At 70.8% G+C, this 16,121-nt stretch carries 13 protein-coding genes and 1 pseudogene; 7 read left to right on the top strand and 7 right to left on the bottom strand.

The genetic code is table 11. The features are described from left to right. Positions 1-190: 190 nt before the first annotated feature. Positions 191-427 (bottom strand): hypothetical protein, encoded by a 237-nt coding sequence (locus BM140_RS06225; RefSeq protein ID WP_091943110.1) that lies wholly within the window; start codon positions 425-427, stop codon positions 191-193. A 217-nt stretch (positions 428-644) separates the two neighbouring features. Between BM140_RS06225 and sseA the strand changes: the two genes are divergently transcribed. The 5 genes from sseA to BM140_RS06250 all read left to right on the top strand — a co-directional run bounded on the left by sseA (position 645) and on the right by BM140_RS06250 (position 7,599). Then, positions 645-1,496: a 3-mercaptopyruvate sulfurtransferase gene (sseA, locus tag BM140_RS06230; protein ID WP_091943112.1), complete on the top strand. Its 852-nt coding sequence runs from the start codon at positions 645-647 to the stop codon at positions 1,494-1,496. 164 nt (positions 1,497-1,660) lie between these two features. Continuing rightward, entirely contained in the window at positions 1,661-3,370 is a 1,710-nt protein-coding gene (locus BM140_RS06235; RefSeq protein WP_091943114.1) for a heparinase II/III family protein, read from the top strand. 271 nt (positions 3,371-3,641) lie between these two features. Then, a complete protein-coding gene (gene purH, locus BM140_RS06240) occupies positions 3,642-5,240 on the top strand; it encodes a bifunctional phosphoribosylaminoimidazolecarboxamide formyltransferase/IMP cyclohydrolase (RefSeq protein ID WP_091943116.1) in 1,599 nt (532 codons plus the stop codon). Between the two features lie 473 nt (positions 5,241-5,713). After that, a complete protein-coding gene (locus tag BM140_RS06245) occupies positions 5,714-6,634 on the top strand; it encodes a ferritin-like domain-containing protein (protein WP_244535317.1) in 921 nt (306 codons plus the stop codon). A gap of 68 nt (positions 6,635-6,702) precedes the next feature. Then, positions 6,703-7,599, top strand: coding sequence for an outer membrane protein (locus BM140_RS06250; RefSeq protein ID WP_091943120.1), 897 nt, complete (start codon positions 6,703-6,705; stop codon positions 7,597-7,599). A gap of 87 nt (positions 7,600-7,686) precedes the next feature. Here the strand turns inward: BM140_RS06250 and BM140_RS06255 are convergent, their stop codons facing one another. Together BM140_RS06255 and BM140_RS06260 are read right to left on the bottom strand one after the other, a co-directional pair. After that, entirely contained in the window at positions 7,687-9,165 is a 1,479-nt protein-coding gene (locus tag BM140_RS06255) for a hypothetical protein (protein ID WP_091943328.1), read from the bottom strand. A 181-nt stretch (positions 9,166-9,346) separates the two neighbouring features. After that, positions 9,347-9,970 (bottom strand): Pr6Pr family membrane protein, encoded by a 624-nt coding sequence (locus BM140_RS06260; protein WP_091943330.1) that lies wholly within the window; start codon positions 9,968-9,970, stop codon positions 9,347-9,349. Between the two features lie 113 nt (positions 9,971-10,083). Here BM140_RS06260 and BM140_RS06265 point away from each other — a divergent pair, with 113 nt between their 5' ends. Continuing rightward, positions 10,084-10,875 (top strand): hypothetical protein, encoded by a 792-nt coding sequence (locus BM140_RS06265; protein ID WP_091943122.1) that lies wholly within the window; start codon positions 10,084-10,086, stop codon positions 10,873-10,875. Position 10,876: 1 nt separating this feature from the next. Here BM140_RS06265 and BM140_RS06270 read toward each other — a convergent pair whose 3' ends face one another. Both BM140_RS06270 and BM140_RS06275 read right to left on the bottom strand, forming a co-directional pair. Next, entirely contained in the window at positions 10,877-12,268 is a 1,392-nt protein-coding gene (locus BM140_RS06270; RefSeq protein WP_091943124.1) for a deoxyribodipyrimidine photo-lyase, read from the bottom strand. Between the two features lie 463 nt (positions 12,269-12,731). Beyond that, positions 12,732-13,829 (bottom strand): TRAP transporter substrate-binding protein, encoded by a 1,098-nt coding sequence (locus tag BM140_RS06275; RefSeq protein WP_091943125.1) that lies wholly within the window; start codon positions 13,827-13,829, stop codon positions 12,732-12,734. A 115-nt stretch (positions 13,830-13,944) separates the two neighbouring features. Between BM140_RS06275 and BM140_RS06280 the strand changes: the two genes are divergently transcribed. Further along, positions 13,945-14,520, top strand: coding sequence for a tyrosine phosphatase family protein (locus BM140_RS06280; RefSeq protein ID WP_091943127.1), 576 nt, complete (start codon positions 13,945-13,947; stop codon positions 14,518-14,520). 65 nt (positions 14,521-14,585) lie between these two features. On the opposite strand, the gene BM140_RS06285 is transcribed toward BM140_RS06280, so the two are convergent. Next, on the bottom strand, positions 14,586-15,701 hold the full coding sequence (locus BM140_RS06285; protein ID WP_091943129.1) for a branched-chain amino acid ABC transporter substrate-binding protein: 1,116 nt from the start codon (positions 15,699-15,701) through the stop codon (positions 14,586-14,588). 222 nt (positions 15,702-15,923) lie between these two features. Beyond that, positions 15,924-16,121 (bottom strand): annotated as a pseudogene (locus tag BM140_RS06290) (polysaccharide biosynthesis/export family protein); the annotation flags it as partial.

Consider the following 16,121-nt stretch of genomic DNA (forward strand, 5'->3'; position numbering starts at 1 on the left):
CGAACCGTCACGCAGCCCCCTCAAGCGGCACGAGCCGCTGACGCTGCGAGAGCGATATGCGTTGCTGCGGGTGCGAAGTCAATGAGGACCCGCTCAACGCCTCGGCTGAAAGCCGAGGCCGCTGCACGCGACGCGCTTCGCGCCCGGCCATACGGCACAACCGCCCGGCCTGAGCGATGGTCTTCCCGACCTACCCCTCGTCGTACCGGCTCATCCGAAACACCTCCGTCCCGGCTCCGTCGATCACCCGCACCGCCTCGGGCGGCGTGCGGGAGCGCTGCGGCACACGCGCCCGCGCGAACAGGCGCCGCGCCCGCTCGGCGGCGGCGTCCAGCGTGTCGGTGCGGACCGTCATGCGCTGCTGCACGCCGCCCGGCGCGTCGGCCTCGTCGGGGCCGAGCACTTCGATGTGGTAGGTCTCTCGCACGCGCTTCGACGGTCCTTGAGGGTTATCGCGCGGCAACGGCGCCGTGACGCGGAGGGAAACGGCGTCCCGGCCTTGCCGAACGCGCGTCGATGCCGGATGTGGGGATCGTGCGTTCCTCTTAAAGCGCCCGCCCCGCCGCCGCATCCCCGGTCCCGCGGGCGTGGGCCGAGGGACCTCCACGGGGACGCTCACGCGTTCGTGGGCAAGCGAGGACATCATGGTGGATTCGCCCTTCGTCACGCCGGACTGGCTGCACCAGCGCCTGAGCGCGCCCGACATCGTCGTGCTCGACGCCTCGTGGTACCTGCCGGCGCAGGGGCGCGACGCCGAGGCCGAGTACCGCGCCGCCCATATTCCGGGCGCGATCCGCTTCGATCTCGATGCGATGAGCGACACCGATTCGCACCTGCCCCACATGCTGGCGCGGCCCGAGGTGTTCGCCTCGAAGATGCGGGCGCTCGGCGTCGGCGACGGTGCCCAGGTCGTGGTCTACGACGGGATGGGCCTGTTTTCGGCGCCGCGGGTGCGCTGGATGCTGCGCACCTACGGCATGCGCGACGTGGTGCTGCTCGAAGGCGGCCTGCCCGCCTGGATCGCGGCGGGCTATCCCACCGAGGAGGGCGAGGGCCGCCCGCGCGACCGGCGCCACTTCACCGCCCGGCTCGACGGCGGCGCGGTCGCCGATGCGAACGATGTCGCCCGCGCGCTGGCCAACGGTTCGGCGCAGCTGGTCGATGCCCGCTCCGGCCCGCGCTTCCGCGGCGAGGAGGCCGAGCCGCGCCCCGGCGTGCGCCCCGGCCACATGCCCGGCGCCAAGAACCTCCACTACGCCGCGCTCCAGGCCAACGGGCGCCTGCGCGACGAGGCGTCCCTGCGCGCCGCGATGGCCGAAGCGGGCGTCGATCTCGACAAGCCCGTCATCACCACCTGCGGCTCGGGCGTGACCGCGGCGATCGTTTCCCTCGCCCTCGAAACGCTCGGCCGCCCGCCGCGCGCCCTCTACGACGGCTCGTGGTCGGAATGGGGCGCGGACCCGACGCGGCCGGTGGAGACCGGGCCGGCGCGCTGATTTTTTGTGAATGAGGCGCGGGTCCCCTCCCCCTTGTGGGGAGGAGCGTCCACGCGCACCCGGCGCGACATAGCCTTAACGACCGGTTAAGAGGCCCATCCTAAGCTCGGCCGTGAGCCGGGAATGGGATCGGTGACTCGCGGAAGCGGTTGGGAGGGGACGGCTTGGCCAGACGGCCCCAACGCTGGCAGCTTTACCGGCTGGTCGGCCAGGAAATCCGGCGCGGAACCCGCAACCGGTTCGGCCGGCTGGCGAAGCGGCCCGAAATCCTCACCCGTGCGCGGGTGACCGGCCTCGTCATCGCCCCGCACGACCTGCGCACCAGCGACGCCTCCCTCGCCGACGACATCTATGCCGGGCTGTTCGTCTTCGCCGGCCGCTCGCTGGTGGTGAGCGGGCGCTCGCCCTTCGACTACGATCCCCCCTCACCCGAATGGGCCGACGCGCTCTACGGCTTCGGCTGGCTGCGCCATCTGCGCGCCGCCGACACCGCGCTCGCCCGCGCCAACGCCCGCGCCTTCGTCTCGGACTTCATGAGCGGCCGGGGCGACCCCGCCCGCGCCCGTCCGGTGCCGGTGGCGACCCGGCGGATGATCTCGTTCCTGTGCCAGTCGCCCTTGGTGCTGGAGGGCGCCGACCACGCCTTCTACCAAGCCTTCCTCAAGAGCGTCGGACGCGGCGCCCGCGAACTCGAACTCTCCCTGCGCCGCTCGGCCCCACCGCAATCGCGCCTGCTGGCGGCGGTGGCGCTCACCTATGCCGGTTTGTGCTGCGAGGGGATCGAGGCGATCCTGCGCCGGGCCACCCGCATCCTCGTGCGCGAGCTCGACCGGCAGATCCTGCCCGATGGCGGCCACCGCTCCCGCGATCCGCGTTTCGCCATGGAGCTGCTGCTCGACCTGCTGCCCCTGCGCCAGAGCTTCCTCAGCCGCAGCGTCGATCCGCCGGAGGCACTGCTGCGCGCGGTCGACCGGATGCTGCCGGCCCTGCGGCTGCTGCGCCACGGCGACGCCTCCCTCAGCCACTTCAACGGCATGGGCGTCACCGCCGCCGACCATCTGGCGACGCTGCTCGTCTACGACGGCGCCGGCACCGAGCCGCTGATGTACGCGCCCCATTCCGGCTACGCCCGGCTCGAGACCGGCCGCGTCGTCGTGGTCTGCGATGTCGGCGCGGCCCCGCCCCCGGCGCAGTCGCGCAACGCCGGGGCCGGCTGCCTCTCCTTCGAATTGTCGAGCGGGGCGCAGCGCATCGTCGTCAATTGCGGCATGCCGGCGAGCGGGGACGAGTTGCGCCGCATGGCCCGCAGCACCGCCGCCCATTCGACCGCGACGGTGGCCGACACCTCCTCCTGCCGCTTCCTCGGCGAGACGACCGGGCCCTGGGGAGCCCGCTTCGCCACGGCATGGCTCCTCAAGCGCCGCGGGCCCGTGGTGCTGAGCGGGCCGGGCCCCGTCGCGGTCGAGCGCCGGACCGAACCCGGCAGCTCCGTGCTGGCGGCCCGGCACGACGGGTATCTCGCCGATTTCGGAATCATCCACGAGCGGCGCTGGACCCTCTCCTCCGCACCCGAAGCCCTGGAGGGCGAGGACGCCTTCCTGCGCGAGGGCCGCCACGCAAGCCGCCCCCGCGCGGTGGCCGTGCGCTTCCATCTCCACACCTCCGTCGCCGCCGGGACCGAGCCCGAGGGCGGAATCACGCTCGCGCTGCCGACCGGCGAACGCTGGCTGTTCACGGCGGACGGCGCGCGCCTCGCCATCGAGGAGAGCGTCTACTTCGCCGGCGTCGTCGGGGCGCGGCGCACGGCGCAGATCGTGCTCCACCTCACGGTGGCCGAAGAGGCGCGGGTGCGCTGGCGGATCGAGCGGGTCTGAGCCGTCCTCGCCGCCATGCTACCCACGGCCGTCATTCCGGGGCGCCGCAGGCGAACCCGGAATCCACGACTGGCCGCGACGCCTTTTGAAGCCGCGCATCACGGGTGCATTCCGGGTTCTCGCCTTTGGCGAGCCCCGGAATGACGGTGGAGGCTGAGAAGACACGTCAAACCCGTTCAAAACCCGCCGCTTGCCGCACCGCAACTGGCCGCCCGGCCCGCATCCGTGCTACCGCGCCCGGAAATTCCTCTGAGCGACACGGACGACCGACATGCCGCGCGACCACATCCGGGTGAACCGCGCCCTCCTCTCCGTCTCGGACAAGGCCGGCCTCGTCGAGTTCGCCACCGCGTTGTCGGGCCTCGGCGTCGAGCTGATCTCGACGGGGGGCACCCACCGGACCCTGTCGGAGGCCGGGCTTTCCGTCACCGAGGTCGCCGAGCTGACGCGCTTTCCCGAGATGATGGACGGGCGGGTGAAGACCCTGCACCCGGCGGTGCATGGCGGCCTGTTGGCGGTGCGCGACAATCCCGAGCATCAGGCGGCGCTGGCCGCCCACGGCATCGGCGCGATCGATCTCTTGGTCGTCAACCTCTACCCGTTCGAGGAGACGCTGAAAGCCGGCAAGGCCTACGACGACTGCGTCGAGAACATCGATGTCGGCGGCCCGGCGATGATCCGCGCGGCGGCCAAGAACCACGCCGATGTGGGCGTGGTGGTCGATGTCGCCGATTACGCGGCATTGCTGGATGAGCTGCGCGGCAACGACGGCGCGCTCACCGCCGCGACCCGGCGCCGGCTGGCTCAGAAGGCCTTCGCCCGCACCGCCTCCTACGATTCGGCCATCGCCAACTGGCTCGCCGGCGTCGAGGCCTCCGAGGCGGCCCCGGAATTTCGGGCGCTGGGCGGCCGGCTCGGCCAGAGCTTGCGCTACGGCGAGAACCCGCACCAGCCGGCCTCGTTCTACCGCCTGCCCGGAAGTCTGCGGCCCGGCATCGCCACCGCCCGGCAGGTGCAGGGCAAGGCGCTGTCCTACAACAACCTCAACGACACCGACGCCGCTTATGAATGCGTCGCGGAGTTCGATCCGGCGCGTTCGGCGGCGGTCGCGATCATCAAGCACGCCAATCCCTGCGGCGTCGCGGAAGGCGACGACCTGCTTGCCGCCTACGAGCGGGCGCTCGCCTGCGATCCGACCTCGGCCTTCGGCGGCATCGTCGCCCTCAACCGCCCTCTCGACGCCGAGGCGGCGAAGCGGATCGTCGAGATCTTCACCGAGGTGATCATCGCTCCCGACGCATCCGAGGAAGCCAAGGCCATCGTCGGCGCCAAGAAGAACCTGCGATTGCTGCTGGCCGGGGGCCTGCCCGATCCGCGGGCGCCGGGCGAGACGATCCGCACCGTGGCGGGCGGCTTCCTCGTTCAGGGCCGCGACGCCCTGACCGTGGACGACATGGCGTTGAAGGTCGTCACCAAACGTCAGCCGACCGAGGCCGAGTTGGCCGACATGCGCTTCGCCTATCGGGTGGCCAAGCACGTCAAGTCGAACGCCATCGTCTACGCCAAGGGCGGGGCGACCGTCGGCATCGGCGCCGGTCAGATGTCGCGGGTCGATTCCTCGATCACCGCCGCCCGCAAGGCGGCGGAGGCCGCCGAGCGTCTCGGCTTGGCCGAGAGCCTCGCCAAGGGTTCGGCGGTCGCCTCCGACGCCTTCTTCCCCTTTGCCGACGGCCTGCTCGCCGCGGCGGAGGCGGGTGCCACCGCCGTGATCCAGCCCGGCGGCTCCCTGCGCGACGACGATGTGATCAAGGCCGCCGACGAAGCCGGGCTCGCCATGGTCTTTACCGGCGTGCGCCACTTCCGGCACTGAGCGCCGCCGCGCCGAGGCGCGGCCGCCCCATCGGCCGATCCGGCAAGGTTCCGAAGGTCCGTTCGGCCTCGAGGAAGGACACCCTTCTTCGAGGCCGCTTTTCGTGTCGCGGACATGGGATGAGGGATCGGACCGGGATCCGGTCCGTGCGCGCTGGCTTTCGCACGAGCGCCGGCGCCGTCGCTCCGCACCGGCGATTCCATTCCGGAGATGGCCGAAGCGAAGAATCGACCGGCGCCGAACCCCGACGATCACGGAAACGTGTATTCGAACGCTGAAACCTTTTTCGATGAGAGAAATCGACCTTCTTTTTTCTGCGAAAAACGGGCGATTTCCTCCGCTGCATGTGTTTGTTTTGCCACAAGCACGGGGATTGATTGCGCACACCACTATTTGCGCACCATTCGTCTTGGCGCGGCAAGCGCAACCGCGCAGGATGCAACCGCAAGCCAATAATGGGCGGGAGCGTCACCGTGGTCCTCAAGTTCCTTCGTGCGGGCGGCAAGGCCGATTCCGCTCAGCCGGCGCCGGCCGGAATCGATCTCGCCGCCGGGCGGCGTGCCTTCATCCAGAGCGTCGGCCTCGGCATGGCCGGGTCGGCGCTGGTCGGCTCGGCGGCGTTCAGCCCCGCGGCGGCCCAAACCGTCACCGACACCGACATCCTGAACTTCGCCCTCAACCTCGAATATCTCGAGGCCGAGTTCTACCTGCGCGCCGCCACCGGCCGCGGCCTGACCGATGCGGAAGTCACCGGCACCGGCACGCTCGGTGCCGTCACCGGCGGCCGTCAGGTGAACTTCGCCACCACCGCGATCCGCAACTACGCCGTCGAGATCGCCAGCGAGGAGCGCATCCACGTCCAGTTCCTGCGCAGCGCGCTGGGCACGGCCCGGGTCGCCCGCCCGGCGATCAACCTGACGACCTCGTTCACCGCCGCCGCCCAGGCCGCGGGCCTGATCACGTCCGGCCAGACCTTCGACGCCTTCGCCGACGAGACCAACTTCCTGCTCGCCGCCTACATCTTCGAGGATGTCGGCGTGTCGGCCTATCTCGGCGCGGCTCCGCTCGTGACCAACAAGACCATCCTGGCGGCGGCCGGCGGCATCCTCGCCGCGGAAGCCTACCATGCCGGTACGATCCGCACCGTGCTCTACAGCCGCGGCCTCTACACCCCGGCCCTCAAGATCTCGGATGCCCGCGACTCGCTCGACGGCGCGACCGACATCGACCAGGGCATCGGCACCGCCTCGATCGCCAACATCTCGCTGACGAACCCGGCCAACGGCCAGGCCTATGCCCGCACCACCACCCAGGTGCTCAACATCGTCTACCTCAACACCGGCGCGAAGCCCGGCGGCTTCTTCCCCTCCGGCCTCAACGGCACGATCCGCTAGCCATCGATCCGGGGCGGCCCCGCCGCCCCGCCCGGAACGTGCCCTCGAACAAAGGTTGGGTCTCGCTCATGCTCAAGAAGTTTCTGCTCGCGGGGGGCGCGTCCCTGCTGGCGATCGGCGCGGCCAGCGCCGCCGATCTGCCGCGCCGCGTCGCGCCGCCGCCCGTCTTCACCCCCGTCCCGGTCTTCACCTGGACCGGGTTCTATGCCGGCTTCAACGCCGGCTACGTCTGGAGCGACCGGCGCCGCGAGACGGTGACGGGCCTCATCACCGATCCGATTCCGTCCGCCGACTACCTCGCGGCCCTCGGCACCGGAACCGGCCGGGGCGATTCCGGCGGTTTCACCGGCGGCGGCCAGATCGGCTACAACGTCCAGCTCACGCCGGGCTCCGGCTTCGTCATCGGCGTCGAGGCGGATGCCGCCTATACCGATCTGAAGCGCCGCACCGCCGCCACGGCGACCATCGTCGGCTTCCCCGGTTTCCCCGGCGTCAACGACGTGGAACTGGCGAGCGCCAGCCGCAGCGAGCTGTCCTTCCTCGGCACCGTGCGCGGGCGGATCGGCTACGCCTTCGACCGGTTCCTGGTCTACGGCACCGGAGGCTTCGCCTACGGGCAGGCGCGATACGCGTCGGTCCTCAATATCGGCAACACCATCGGCGGCGTCACCACCTTCCCCACCGCCAGCGTCACCAGCCGTTTCGACGATGTCCTGACCGGCTACGCCTATGGCGGCGGCATCGAATATGCGCTGCCGACCGACAACTTCCTGAACTTCTTCCGGTCGAGCGCGGTGACGCTCAAGGTCGAGTACCTGCACTTCGACCTCGGCAGCCGCAACGTCGTCGGCTCCTACGACATCATCCCGGCCTCCGGCACGCCGATCGCCGCGACCCAGACGCGGGTGCGCACCGAGGGCGACATCGTCCGCGCCGGCATCAATTACAAGTTCGGCTCGTACTGAGCCGAACCCCGGACGACCGCAAAGGAAAGGGCGCCCCGCCTGTCGGCGGGGCGCCCTTTCCTTTGCGGCTCTTCGCAGGGTTCGGGCCTACGGCGTCTTCGCCCGCACGCTCCACGTCGCCCAGAACACCGGGCGGCCGTAGAGCGAGGAGGCATCGCCCCCGTCGGCACGGGGTGCGCGGCGGTCGAGCCAGGTGAGGAAACCGCCCTTGTCCGGGTAGATCTCCGGGGTCTCGAGATTGCCGTAGCGGTCGGTCATCCAGCCGAAACCGTCGCGGGTGACGCGGCCGAGGGCGTCGCCGCCGGAGCGCAGGCCCAGATAGGCGGTGGAATGGCCCGCCGCGACCGGATCGGCGAACAGCGTCAACGCGCTGATGCTGCCGGGCGAGAGGTCGGCGGTGTAGTGCAGGCAGATGTCGGCGATCGGCCCGCCCGAGACCGTGACCGGTCGCGAGCAGGAATAGGCCACCGCCCAGCGATCCATGCCGCGGGCCTTGGCGACGCGCACCAGGGTGTCGGCGGGCAGCCCTTCGAGCAGGGTCACCGGTGCGGTCCAGGTGCGCTCGGCGAGCGGGTCGCGGCTCGTGCGCAGGTAAAGCGCCGTGCGCCGCTTCTCGACCGGGGCACCGCAATCGGCGGGCATCACGTCGGTGTAGAAGTAATGGTAGGTGCGATCGACCATGCTGATCGAGCCGGACAGGCCGCGGGCCTCGAAGCCCGGCGCGGCGCAATTGCCGGTGATCGCCTTGCCGGTCTCATCGAGGACGGGCGCCGGTTTCGGCATCGCCTCGGCCCGCCGGGCGGCGCGGCGGCGTCCGCGGCCTTCCTCGGCCTGCGGCGGTCCCTCGAACGGCATCCAGGCGGTGCCGGGCTCGGCCTCGGTGCGCAGGTCGAGCCCCTGGAAGTCGTAGGTGCGGGCCTGGACGAGGACGCGGCGGTGCCCGCCCTCCACCGGCTCGGTCGCCGTGGTGAGGATCGCGTAATACGGGTCGCCCGCCCAGTCGCGCCCGGCCACCATCATGGCGCTGCCCGAGGCGTCGCCCTCGTTCACCGCGGGCCGCGGCTTGAAGGTCATCTTCCCCTGTTCCCTGCCCTGCTCGCGCGCCTCCCGCGCCTCGCGCCGCGCCTCCCGGCGGGCGCGCCGGCTCTCACGGCTGTTGCGGCGGGGTTTCTTGCGCGCCTGTGCGGGGGCGCCCGCCTCGGCGGCGGCGGCGAAGCGGGGATCGGCCAGCGGCAGAACGGTGGCGAGCGCCTCGACCTGCCGGCCGATGCGCACCGAGCCGCCGGCGGCCGGATCGTCGGCCTGGAGATCGGCGGGGCAGCCATCCTCGCCCCGGCGGCTCTCCTTGCGGGGCGGCTCGCCGCGATAGATCACCTGCAACGGCCCCGGCGCGCCGGAATCCTTGAGGCGCAGGATCTGAACGTCGTGAACGAAGCGGCAGGCCGGCGGAAGCGCGTAGACGCCCTCGGCCTCGTCGTCCGAGCGGCAGATTTCCAGCGTCCCGCCGCCGGTCGCGTAGCAGGCGGCGGCTCCCTTCGGCGCCGCCCCCGCCGGCAGGGACAGCATCGCGACGGCGAGCGCCGCCGCCCCGCGCCAGACCGAGGTGGAGGGGAGGCGCGTGGGGAAGAGGGGGAGAGGGGGCAAGCTGGACCGGAGCACGGTGCGGGAACTAGGGCGTCACGTCCCCGAAGGAAGGCGCGCGACCGGCTTCGCAATTCACGAGATCGGCAAAGCGTTGCACGGCGGATTACGGAGTTTTGCCGCTCCGGGAGCCGAGCGCGCGGTCGAGGGCGACGATGCCCCCGCCGACGAGAAGGAAGGCCGCCGCGATCCCCGCCGCGTAGGCCAGCACCATCATCCCACCGATCCGGCCGACATCGAGGAACGGATAGGGATAGCGCCCCTCGATCCCGCCGCGCACCAGCGCCAGGGCGAGATAGGCGAGCGGATAGCAGGCCCAGAGCATCGGATCGCGCCAGCGCAGCCGCCCCTTCGGCACGAGGACGAGCCAGAACAGCGGCACCAGCACCGGCACCACCTGATGCAGCAGGATGTCGGCGACGAGGTCGCCGCCCTGGCGCATCTTGAGGCCGTGCAGCAGGAGGCGCTGGACGAGGCCGACGAGCAGCACCGCCAGCATCGTCCCGGCGACGAGCCGGGGGTTGGCGAACCGGGCGCGCCCGAGGGCGATGCCGGCGAAGACGACCGTCACCAGAAGGCCGGTGAGATTGGTGAAGTAGGCGGCCATGAACCAGATCGCCGCCTGAGCCGAGCCGGTGCGGCCCTGAACGGCCCAGAAGCCCGCCGCAACGCCGAGGGCGGCGCAGAGCGCGATCAGCGCGGCGGCGAAGCGGGTTGTCGGGGAAGGCATCGTCACGGCCGATTTACCGCAAAAGAGAATGCCGCTTCTGGTCCCGCTTCGCGACCCGGCGATGACGGCACCGCTCCTTGACAGGGACGGCCCCGTGACGGCCGATCCTCCCCGTGCTCCTCGATCTCCTCCGCTACGTCGCGACGCCCGCCCCCGCCGCCCAGCGGCGGCTCGGCTACCTGCGCGACAGCATCTGGCTGCAATCGCGGGCGCGCCGCTGCCGGGCGGCCTGGGCGCCGCATCTGGCTGCGAGCCGCGCGGTGATCAAGGAGGCGATCCGCACCTGCGAGCGGCGGGAGACCGCGGTGGTGCTGGGCTCGGGCCTCCTCGACGACGTGCCGCTCGACGAACTGAGAAAGCACTTTCGCCGGGTGGTGCTGGTCGATGCGGTGCATCCCCTCGCCACGCGGCGCGCCGTCCGCGACTGCCCGAACGTCGAATTGCTCACGCAAGACCTGAGCGGCGCCATGGCGCTGCTGACGGGCGCGGCCCCCGAACTCGATCCGCGCCTGCCGCCGGTCTGCGCCGAAGGTGAGACCGGCCTGGTGATTTCGGCCAACCTGCTGTCGCAATTGCCGATCCGGCCGGTCGCCCGGCTGGAGGGATCGCGCCGACCGATCGGCACCTGGACGCGGGACGACGGCGACGCCTTCGGGCGACGGATCGTCGAGGGGCATCTGACCGCCCTGGCCGCGCTGAGCGCCAAGGTCTGCCTCCTGACCGACCTCGACGAGGAGGAGGCCGACCGGGAGGGCCGGGTCCAGGCCCGGCACGACCTGCTCTACGGCGTGCGGCTGGCCAAGCCCGACCGGTCGTGGATCTGGGAACTCGCCCCCTTCGGCGAGGCCGCCCGCGGCCGCCGCCTGCTCCACCGCGTCGCGGGGTTCTGGGATTGGCGGGCGTGACTCAGCGGCGCTCGGCCTCGCACAGCCGCGCCACCGCCCGCTCATAGGCCTTGGCATCGAATTTCTTCAGGGAATTCCCGCTCTGGTAGCGGACACTCCCAAAAATCTTCCGGGTCTGCCACGGGCGGTCGTGCAGGCCGTAGACCCAGGCGACGTTGGTGAAGGAATTGGCGTCGCGCCCGTCGAGGAAGTAGCGGTTGTTGAGCCGCAGGGTGACGGCGAAGCCCTCGGCGGGCGTGGGCGACCATTCGAGGATCTTCTTGCCCCAGTACATGCGCAGCTGGTTGTGCATGTAGCCGGTCTCGCGCATCTCGCGCATCGCCACGTTCCAGTAATGGTCGTGGGTCTTCCCCTCGGCCAGTGCCTCTTCCGAATAGAGGTGCGGGCGCGGGTCGTCGGCATGCTCGGCGAGCGTCTTCCTGGCCCAGTCCGGCAGGGCGGTCTCGTAGCGGTCGTAACCGTCCGTGTGGAACACGTGGTTCATGGCGAGTTCGCGCCGGACGATCAGTTCCTCCAGATAGGCCGAGCGGTCATCGGCATCGCCGACCTTCGCCGCACGGATGGCGAGCCCGATCTCGACCGGCGAGATCTGTCCGAAATGCAGGTAGGGGCTCATATGGGAGGCCGCCCCGGCTTCCGGCTTGTTGCGGCCCGCGCCGTAGCCCTCGAACGCCGCCTTCAGGAATTCCTTGAGGCGCCGCGAGGCCTCGCCATGTCCGCCGCGAAAGCGCTTCACCGGGCCGACGACCGTATCGAGGGTGAGGATTTTCAGGAGCTTTTCGGGGTCGGAGACGTCGAGACCGCCCTTGAGCCCGAGCCCTTCGGCGGATTTTGCCACCTTGCGCGGCTTCAACGCCTCCAGAAACTCATCGAACCGCTTGTTGAGCTTGGGCCGCAGCGTGCGCGCGGCGTATTCGTGCTTGGTCGAGGCGGTCTCGACCGGCACGACCACGTCGCCCTCGACCTGCACGACGCGGCACCCGGCTCCCTTCTCGATCTCGGCGTACCAGCGCCGCTGGATCGTCAGATAGCCGCGATCCAGCACCAGCAGGGCGGCGCGCTGCGACAGGTCGAGCGCCACTTCGGGCGGCGTGCCCCGGCGCAGCAGGAAGGCGATGCCGCGCCGCTCGAGCGCCGCCGCGACCTCGCTGAGCCCCTCGAGCATGAAGGCGTAGTGCCGGGCGTTGGCCTCGGGAAAGCCGTTGGCACCGTCGAGCAGCCCGAAGCAGACCAGCACCGGTAGGCCGAGAGAGCCCGCCTCCTCGACGGCGAGTTCGAGGGCCGGATTGAAGGCGGCGCGCTGCGATTGCTGCATGAGGTAGAGCACGTAATCCGCCCCCTCGCGGGGCGGCTCGTCCCGCAGGACGCGGATTCGTGCGGATTGAATCGCCATGCGTGTCTGGTTCCGGACCGGGCGGCGTGATTCGGGCGGCCCGTCACCCGGATGGCCGCTGCGGCGACGAATGCGCGAGCCGGGCGAAGGTTGCCCGGGTTCGCGCCGTTGACGGTGGACGATCCCCGCGAGACGGCTGGCGGCGCAAAAAATCGCGAGCCGGCTCAAGTGGATGGAGGATCCAGGGGCATCGAAGCGTCGCCGTTCTACTCGATTCGCGCCCGCGAAACCTTGGGCCGCCGGCCCGAATTGGTATGCGACATTTCGGATACAGACCCGGCGGATGTGCGTCCGAACACCCTTGGAAACGACGATTGCGGGCCGGACCGCTTGAAAAAATCCCGGGAGAGCGCAGTTTGTGCATTGCGGGAACGCGGACGGCGTCCTCGGTCCCGCTGCCCTCCTTGGGCGTTTCCTCCCTAGACTTCGGGCCGCCTCGCAAGGGCGGCTTTTTTTTGCCCGGTCAGCCGCGCGCGCGGGCCCGGATCATGAAGTTGTCGTAGGTGTATTCCGCCACTTGGAACCAGAGGTATTCCTCGTTGCGGAAGGTGCGCAAAGCCTCGTAGATGCGCTTGAAGTCGGGGTTCTTGGCCGAGAGGTCGGCATAGACCTCGTTCGCGGCCTTCCAGGCGGCCTCCATCACGTCCTGCGGAAAAGGCCGCAATTGCGCGCCGCCGGAGACGAGCCGGCGCAGGGCCTGCGGGTTGCGCGCGTCGTAGCGGGCCTGGACCTCTTGGTTCACCTGCGCGGCGGCGCCCTTGAGGATCGCCTGATAGGCCTTCGGCAGCGCCTTCCAGGCCTCGGCGTTGATCCAGAAGTGCAGCATCGCGCCGCCCTCCCAGAATCCCGGATAATGGTAGATCGAGGCGACCTTCTGCAGGCCGAGCCGCTCGTCGTCGTGCGGGCCGATCCATTCGGCGGCATCCAGCGCCCGGCTTTCCAGGGCAGCGGCGATGTCGGGGCCGGGCGTCGCCTGTACCGCGGCGCCGAGCTTGGCCATCACCGTGGCGCCGAGCCCGGTGACCCGCAGCTTGAGCCCCTGGACATCGTTGACCGTCCGGATCTCCTTGCGGAACCAGCCGCCCATCTGCGCGCCGGTGTTGCCGCCCGGCAGCGCCGTGAGCCCCTGCTTGGCGAAGATCTCGGAGAACAGCTCCGATGCCCCCCCTTGGAGCCACCACGCATTCTGGCCCCGGGCGTTGAGCCCGAACGGCATCGCGGCGGCCAGCGCGAAGGCCGGATTCCGGCCCATGCCCAGCGTCGCGGGGGCGTGGCCCATCTCGACCTTGGCGCCGGAGACCGCATCGAGCACGCCGTCGCCGGGAACGGTCTCGCCCGCGGCCGAGACCTGGATCTGGAAGCGACCGTCGGTCGCCTCGGCCACCGACTTGGCGAAGCTCTCGGCCGCACCGAACAGGATGTCGAGGTTGCGGGCAAAGCCCGAGGCGAGACGCCAGCGCAGTTCGGGGGCGGCCTGTTGCGCGTGTGCCGGGGCGCCGAGCGCGGCGGCGCCGAGGCCGGCGGCGAGGAGCGCGCGCCGGGGCAGGATCGGCTGGGGCATCGTGTCGTCCGGCCTCGCATCCCGGCGGCACCATCCGCCGCACCGGTGCCATACACGCGAGGGGACAGGCGGGAAAGCGTCGCCTCGCCGCCGGGCGCGTGCTACGGGAGGCGCCGTGCATACCGAAAACCTCCATCTCCACACCGTCTGCGGCCTCGACGAGCTGGTCGAGCACGAGGCGCGGGGCGTCAGCCACGTCCTGTCGATCCTCGATCCCGACCGGGCCGATCCGACCGCCTTCTCGACCTACGGCGCGCACCAGCGGATCACGCTCCGCTTCCACGACGCCATCGAGCCGGCGCCCGGCCTCGTCCTGCCGGAGCGGAAGGACGTGGACACGATCCTGGCCTTCGGCCGCGAGGCGGCGGCCTCCGGAGCCGAGGTGCACATCCTCGTCCATTGCCATGTCGGCATCTCGCGCTCGACGGCGGCGCTCGCCAGCCTGTTCGCGCAATCGGAACCCGAGACGCCGGCCGAGACGCTGATCGCCCGCCTGCACGAGCAGCGGGAGAAGGCGTGGCCGAACGCCCGGATGATCGCCTTCGCCGACGACATCCTGGGCCGGGGCGGCAGCCTGAGCGAGGCGGTGCGCCGGCTCCACGCCCTGCAACTGCGCAAGCGTCCGCATCTCGACGCCATCATGCGCGACCTCGGCCGCGGCGCCGAGGTGGACGCCGCCTTGCGAGGGTAGAGCGTCGTCCCGAAAGGTGGTTTCCGGCTTTCGGAAAGGACGATGCGGCACACCAACCGAGAGGGTCAGTTCCCCTTGGCGGGCGTGAAGATCCCGTCGCGCCAGACGTAGAGCACGTAGCCCTGGGCGGTGATGTCGCCCTTGGCGTCGAAGCCGACGGTGCCGAGCACCGTATCGAAGCGCTCGGCGTGGAGCGTCTTGGCGATCACGGCCGGATCGGTGCTGCGGGCGAAATTGGCCGCCGCCACCAGCACCTGAAGCGCGGCGTAGCCGTAGATCATCGAACCGTCCGCCTCGACCCCCTGCCCCTTGAAGGCGGCGACCACGCCCTGCGCCTCGGGCTTGCGGCTCGGGTCGAGATAGAAGGTCATCAGCACGCCGTTGCTGGCCCCGCCGGCGATCTTGGCGAAGTCCGGCGTGGCGATGGCGGAGGTGCCGAACCATTGCGGGCGGAAGCCCCGCTCCGCCGAAATCCGCACGAGCCGGCCCATCTCCTGCGCGTCGCCGCCGTAATAGACCACGTCGATCCCCGCGGCCTTGAGCCGGTCGGCGAGCGCCGCGTCGTCGGCGTCGCTCGCCTGGAAGGCGGTGAACAGCGCCTCGTTCACGCCGATGCGGTTGAGGTTGTCCTTGGTGGCCGCCGCGAGCTGGCGCGAGGCCGGGGACAGGTCGTTGAGGATCGCGATCTTCCGGTCGCGGAAGCGCTCGGCCAGGATCGCGGCGGAGAGCTTGCCCTGGTCGTCGTCCCGGCCGCAGACCCGGAAGATGGTCGGGAACGAGCGATCGGTCAGCTTGGCGGCCACCGAGGCCGCCGTGATCATCACGATGCCGTGGGCGGCGTAGACTTCGGAGGCCGCGAGCGAGGCGTTCGAGCAGACATGGCCGACGACGAGGCGGACATCGGCCTGGACGTAGTGGTTGGCGACCGCGACCGCCTGATTCGAGTCGCAGGAATCGTCCTGCACGTCGAGCACGATGGTCTGCCCGTCGAGGCCGCCCTTGGCGTTGGCGTCGCGCGCCGCCGCCTGGACGCCGCGCAGCACCTGTTCGCCCACGGCGACGTAGGGGCCGGTGCGCGGCACCGCCACGCCGACGGTGATGTCCGCGGCGGCGGGCGCGGCGCCGGACAGGGCGAACCCGGCCAGCAGGGTGCCGAGGACGAGGAGGCGTCGGACCGTCATGTCGCCTGTTTCCCAGCCGCCTGCGCCTTTGCCAAGGTCCATCGGCCCGAAACCCCACCGCCGCTCAGGACGGCGTTCCTGTTACTTATTCCGCCTGCGCGCCGGTCCGACCGAGCGTGCGGGGCTCCCCGCCCCATGGAACGATGCGCGCGCGCCGCTGGCAAGTCGGCCTTTCGGACAAGCCGGGACAAATCGGGCCGGACGATGGTCCTAACGCGGGTTTTACCGCGAGAGGCGGTAGATCGAGGCGGCGGAGCCGACCGGGGCCGCCACCGTCGAGACCACGCTGAGCACCTTGGCGACCTCGGAGAACGGCGCATTCGACACGTAGAGCAGGTCGCGGTTGCGCATCCGGAACGTCTGGGTGAGGAACAGGCTCTGCGGATCGCGCATGTTGACCCGGTACACCACCGGAACCTG

The organism is Methylorubrum salsuginis (genome assembly GCF_900114375.1).
Lineage (GTDB): Bacteria > Pseudomonadota > Alphaproteobacteria > Rhizobiales > Beijerinckiaceae > Methylobacterium > Methylobacterium salsuginis.

Excerpts from the sequence above, each read along its gene's own strand:
- BM140_RS06270 (WP_091943124.1), bottom strand. The coding sequence starts at position 12,268 with ATGGCGATTCAATCCGCACGAATCCGCGTCCTGCGGGACGAGCCGCCC.
- BM140_RS06250 (WP_091943120.1), top strand. The coding sequence starts at position 6,703 with ATGCTCAAGAAGTTTCTGCTCGCGGGGGGCGCGTCCCTGCTGGCGATC.
- BM140_RS06255 (WP_091943328.1), bottom strand. The coding sequence starts at position 9,165 with ATGCTGTCCCTGCCGGCGGGGGCGGCGCCGAAGGGAGCCGCCGCCTGC.
- BM140_RS06285 (WP_091943129.1), bottom strand. The coding sequence starts at position 15,701 with ATGACGGTCCGACGCCTCCTCGTCCTCGGCACCCTGCTGGCCGGGTTC.
- purH (WP_091943116.1), top strand. The coding sequence starts at position 3,642 with ATGCCGCGCGACCACATCCGGGTGAACCGCGCCCTCCTCTCCGTCTCG.
- BM140_RS06275 (WP_091943125.1), bottom strand. The coding sequence starts at position 13,829 with ATGCCCCAGCCGATCCTGCCCCGGCGCGCGCTCCTCGCCGCCGGCCTC.
- sseA (WP_091943112.1), top strand. The coding sequence starts at position 645 with ATGGTGGATTCGCCCTTCGTCACGCCGGACTGGCTGCACCAGCGCCTG.
- BM140_RS06260 (WP_091943330.1), bottom strand. The coding sequence starts at position 9,970 with ATGCCTTCCCCGACAACCCGCTTCGCCGCCGCGCTGATCGCGCTCTGC.